Annotated in this window: 5 protein-coding genes and 1 tRNA gene; 5 read left to right on the top strand and 1 reads right to left on the bottom strand. The window is 38.9% G+C overall.

The window, feature by feature from the left end; all coding sequences use genetic code 11:
- The 5 genes from AC1DPQ_RS21500 to AC1DPQ_RS21480 form a co-directional block, all read left to right on the top strand.
- The coding region (locus AC1DPQ_RS21500) for a glycoside hydrolase family 2 protein (RefSeq protein WP_477610822.1) at window positions 1–1722 on the top strand (1722 nt) is incomplete at its 5' end.
- 5 nt (window positions 1723–1727) lie between these two features.
- Entirely contained in the window at window positions 1728–2531 is an 804-nt protein-coding gene (locus tag AC1DPQ_RS21495; RefSeq protein ID WP_477610823.1) for an SDR family oxidoreductase, read from the top strand.
- A 53-nt stretch (window positions 2532–2584) separates the two neighbouring features.
- The gene (uxuA, locus tag AC1DPQ_RS21490; protein ID WP_477610821.1) at window positions 2585–3754 is read left to right on the top strand and encodes a mannonate dehydratase; all 1170 of its coding nucleotides are present in this window, start codon (window positions 2585–2587) and stop codon (window positions 3752–3754) included.
- 256 nt (window positions 3755–4010) lie between these two features.
- Complete coding sequence (locus tag AC1DPQ_RS21485; protein ID WP_477610820.1) at window positions 4011–4244, top strand: hypothetical protein; 234 nt, start codon at window positions 4011–4013, stop codon at window positions 4242–4244.
- Between the two features lie 229 nt (window positions 4245–4473).
- A tRNA-Arg gene (locus tag AC1DPQ_RS21480) sits at window positions 4474–4547 on the top strand.
- Window positions 4548–4696: 149 nt separating this feature from the next.
- On the opposite strand, the gene AC1DPQ_RS21475 is transcribed toward AC1DPQ_RS21480, so the two are convergent.
- A complete protein-coding gene (locus AC1DPQ_RS21475; protein ID WP_477610819.1) occupies window positions 4697–5152 on the bottom strand; it encodes a JAB domain-containing protein in 456 nt (151 codons plus the stop codon).
- Window positions 5153–5247 lie beyond the last annotated feature (95 nt).

Below are 5247 nucleotides of genomic sequence, written 5' to 3'. Positions count from 1 at the left end.
ATCAGTTACGGTCAGGTTACCGCTATACAAAACATTCAGGGACGGAAAATTCAGAGCCTTAATGGTAAATGGAATTATATTGTTGATCCTTACGAAAACGGTTATTACGATTATCGTCACGATCCATTCGACCAGTCGAAAACCGGAACCGGAGGTTATTACGATGATAAAACTCAGAAAGACAAGTCAGAACTGATCGAGTATGATTTCGATCATTCGCCACAAATGAATGTTCCTGGCGATTGGAACTCGCAATCGGAAAAATTAGAGCTTTACGAAGGCAATGTCTGGCTGCGCAAAAAGTTTGATGCAAAACCAGAAAAAGGGAAAAAATATTTCGTGTATTTCGGTGCAGTAAATTACGAAGCCCATGTTTACCTCAACGGTAAAAAACTGGGGGTACACAAGGGCGGTTTTACACCTTTCCAGTTCGATGTAACCAGCAACTTAAAAATTGGCGAAAACTCCATTGTGCTTAAAGTTGATAATATCCGTAAACAGGATGAAATTCCAACTGTAAATACCGATTGGTGGAACTATGGCGGCATTACACGCGATGTTTACTTAGCCGAATTTCCTGAACATTTTATCAGTGACTATAAACTTCAGCTTGTTAAAGGAAGCAATAACTTATTAAATTTTTCGGTAAAACTTGCTGATGCAACCGTTGGACAGGAAATTATGCTTTCTATTCCAGAGCTGAAGCTCGAAAAGAAATACAAAACAGATAGCGAAGGTAAAATTGTAGATGAGTTTATCTGGAACAATTTAAGTTTATGGTCGCCAGAAACACCAAAATTATATGCGGTAAATATTAAAACCGATAAAGAAAATATCAACGATAAAATTGGTTTCAGAACCATTCAGGTTGATGGCGATAGTATCTTGTTAAACGGTAAATCTGTTTTTTTAAGAGGAATCTCACTACATGACGAAAACCCGCTTTTAGCTGGTCGTTTACGCTCAGAAGGCGATATGCGTATGATGTTGCAATGGGCAAAAGAAATGAACTGTAACTACGTTCGCCTGGCGCATTACCCGCATAACGAAGAAATGATTCGCCTTGCTGATGAAATGGGACTATTGGTTTGGGCTGAAGTTCMTGTTTACTGGACCATCAGCTGGACAAATCCGGCAACCTATGCCAATGCAAAAAAGCAATTGACTGATTTAATCGTACGAGATAAAAACAGGGCAAGTGTGATCGTCTGGTCTATTGGCAACGAAACCCCGTTAAGCGATGCCCGTTTGAGTTTTATGAGCAATTTGGCAGAAACTGCCCGCTCTTTGGATGATACCCGTTTAGTGGCTGCTGCTTTAGAAGTACACCGCGAGGGAAATAACATCATTTTAAACGATCCCCTGGGCGAAAAAATCGATCTGGTAAGTTTTAATGAATATGCTGGTTGGTACTGGGGAGGTAATCCATCCGAAATTACCAAATACAATTTCGATATTAAATATAAAAAACCTGTGGTAATTACTGAGTTTGGGGGCGATGCTTTGGGCGGTTTCCACGCCGATGAAAATACACGTTGGAGCGAAGAATACCAAGAGGCGTTGTACAAAAATCAGATTGCTATGTTAAGCAAAATTGGGGCTTTAAGAGGCATGACGCCATGGATTTTGACCGATTTCAGGTCACCAAGAAGACAACATCCTATTTATCAGAATTTCTGGAACCGTAAAGGCTTGATCAGCGAAACAGGTAAAAAAAAGTAGAAAGTCTGTTTTCGCTGAAAAACAAGGTTGTAGTAGTTACAGGTGCTACAGGTGTTTTGGGCGAGGCTTTTGTAAATGGATTATGTGCAGCTGGTGCTGTAATCGTTGTTATAGGAAGAAATGAAGACGCTGCAAAGCAAAGGGTTGCTGATGTAACAAACGCAGGAGGAAAAGCTATTTATATTATTGCTGATGTATTGGATGAGCAGAATCTGCTTAATGCGAATGAAATCATTATCAAAGAATTTGGTCGCATAGATGCGCTGATTAATGCAGCAGGTGGAAATGTGGCGGAAGCCGTTATTCAGCCCGGAAGTGATATTTTTGATCTTAATATTCCAGCCCTAAAACAAGCATTTGACCTCAATTTATTTGGAACTATTTTGCCTACACAGATTTTCGGTAAAGAAATCGCGAAAAATGGGGGTAGTATTGTGAATATTTCATCAGTTTCTGCTAATCAGGCCATTACACGCGTATTGGGTTACTCATTGGCCAAAACATCTATAGATTGTTATACCAAATGGATGGCTGTTGAATTAGCCAATCGTTATCAGGATAAAATCAGGATAAATGCCATTGTACCCGGCTTTTTTATTACTAACCAGAACAGGGCGTTATTAACCAATGAAGATGGTTCTTTGACTGCAAGAGGGCAGGCCATCATTTCTAAAACACCCTTTAAACGGTTTGGAGCGCCAGAAGAATTGATTGGCGCTTTAGTATATTTGCTAAGTGATGCCTCTAAATTTGTAAATGGACAGAATGTTACCGTGGATGGGGGATTTACAGCATTTTCTGGCGTTTAGATATCAATACAATCACATAATCAGTGTAATCTTAATCTGTGCAATCAAATACAATGAAGTATAAAAAATTAGAACAAACCTGGCGTTGGTATGGTCCGAACGATCCAGTTAGCCTACAAGATGTTAAACAAGCAGGAGCTACGGGCGTTGTAACCGCACTGCATCATATACCACATGGTGAAGTTTGGCCATTACATGATATTCAGGAAAGAAAAGCCATTATCGAGGCAGCAGGTTTAACCTGGTCGGTAGTAGAAAGTGTTCCCGTGCATGAAGCGATTAAAACGCGTAGGGCAGATGCAGGGCAGTATATCGAAAATTATAAAACCTCTTTGCGTAACCTGTCGGCCTGCGGAATTAAGACTGTGTGCTACAACTTTATGCCTGTTTTAGATTGGACACGTACACAATTGGACCTGGAAATGACCGATGGATCGAAAGCCCTTTATTTTAACTGGATCGATCTGGCCATTTTTGATCTCTATATTTTGAAGAGAGAAGGTGCAGAAGCAGATTATTCGCAATCTATTTTAGATAGGGCAGCAGCTAAACATGCTACTTTAACAGCGCAGGATTTAGTTGATCTTCGCATCAATGTATTAATGGGCATCCCGACCGAAAAAGAAATCGAGTTGGAGACTTTGCGTAATAGCATTAATGAATATAAAGCCATTGGAAGACAAGGATTAAAAGAAAATTTGAAATTTTTCTTGTTATCTATTGCTGATGTTTGTACAGAAGAAGGTATTAAAATGACCATCCATCCTGACGATCCCCCTTATGCTATTTTAGGTTTGCCAAGAATTGCGAGTACGCTCGAAGATTTTAATTATATTATTAAAGAAGTAGACCAGGCTTTTAACGGTGTTTGTTTCTGTACAGGCYCATTAGGTGCCGGAATGGGGAATAATGCTTTAGAGATCTTCAATGCAGTTAAGGAACGTGTTTATTTTGCGCATTTGCGTAACGTTAAAAAAGATGAGGACGGTAGTTTTTACGAAGCAGATCATTTAGGTGGTGATGTGAACATGTATGAAATCATGAAAGCCTTATCAGAAGAAAATGCTTTGCGCGATAAATCAATTCCTTTCCGCCCAGATCATGGCCACCAAATGTTGGATGATTTGGCCAAAGAAACCAACCCAGGTTATTCGGCGATAGGCAGATTAAGGGGTTTAGCCGAATTAAGAGGCTTAGAAATAGGCGTTACAGGGAATTACTAAACAATTTTCCTAGAGAAACACATTCGCTTTGTCATCCTGAGCGTAGTCGAAGGATCTTTTAGCGTTAATTTAACACATAAGCGCACAAATAAAACTTATTTATTTGTGCGCATTTTTTGTAATGGCTGAGCTTGCATCTGCCTTTCGCCAACCGACAAACACTTAGCGCTGATCCTTATTATCCATAAATACACACCAATTCCCGAAATTTTAACTCACCTTTGCTTGTGGCTTGAAATTTGAGTCTCTTAAAATTATGGAAAACAGCAATAACCCCAAGAAGAAGATCTTAACGCCTTCTGTTGTACATGATGATTTACCTGAGGTTAAGAAGCCTGAGCATTTACGGAAGGTGCCACTAAATCACGACAGTAGATTGCCAGAAAATCCTGAAAGAAATTATCACCATGAAGAATTAAAGAGTGTAACCGTCGGTCACGACAAAATTCGGCATGCCGATGATGATATTTGGAACGGAGAAGACGCGTAATTTAGATTTATCCTGTTTTTTGGATACTCGCTATGTACTTTTGGTACAGAATAGGGTGAAAAACAACGTTTTTTATGGGGTGAAATCAAATTTATTCCGCCCAAATTTAATTTTAATTGCTTCGTTCTTAAATACTTATTTGAAATAGAAAAAGTACCCTCTAAATAGTTTAAAATATATTTTTACATATTAAATAGAACTTCTATATTTGCAGCTCATTAAAAAATGAGCCTCGGTAGCTCAGCTGGATAGAGCGTCGGTTTTCTAAACCGAGGGTCAGGGGTTCGAGTCCCTTCCGGGGTACAGTCAATGGCTTTCAGATCATCTGAGAGCCATTTTTTATTTCACATGCTATACTGTTTTGTTTCGCATTTGGCGCGCAACTGGTGCGCTTGTTTAAAATTGTTTAATTAAATCAAAGTTATTTTGTTTGGTTTTCAATTCCAAATTATTCAGATCATTCCATCGTCAGCAAAACTGTAATAGCTGTTTTCGCTTATAATGATATGATCCCATACATTAATATCTAGCAACTTTCCACACTCRGCCAATCTATTTGTTAATTTAATGTCTGCATCACTCGGTTTAAGATCTTGACTTGGGTGGTTATGAGCCAATATAATTGATGAACAGTTAGCTTTTAAGGCAGTAGCAAACACTATCTTTGGATCAACATAAGTACCGCTAACACCACCCATTGAGATATCAACAAAACCAAGCACTCGGTTACTTCTATTAAGAAGCAAGATCTTAAATTCTTCGAGAAATGCGATCCTCCCCATATCCCATTGACTCTTTAAAAGCTGAAACGTTTGGTTTGATGAGGTAATCTTAGGGCGATCCGTGATATTGTAATCTGGTTTGTAGCTTACCTGCACTTCAGCTACTTTAAATTGTTCTTGTACCATAGTTGTATCTATTTAAATATGGCACATGTACCAAGCTTTCAACTCAACTAAATCAAGAAGCAACGGATATAAATAGCCAGTGTGGTGGCTATCTG

It is taken from the genome of Pedobacter sp. 01T416_2, from assembly GCF_056398925.1.
This window is presented reverse-complemented; position numbering and strand designations above follow the sequence as displayed.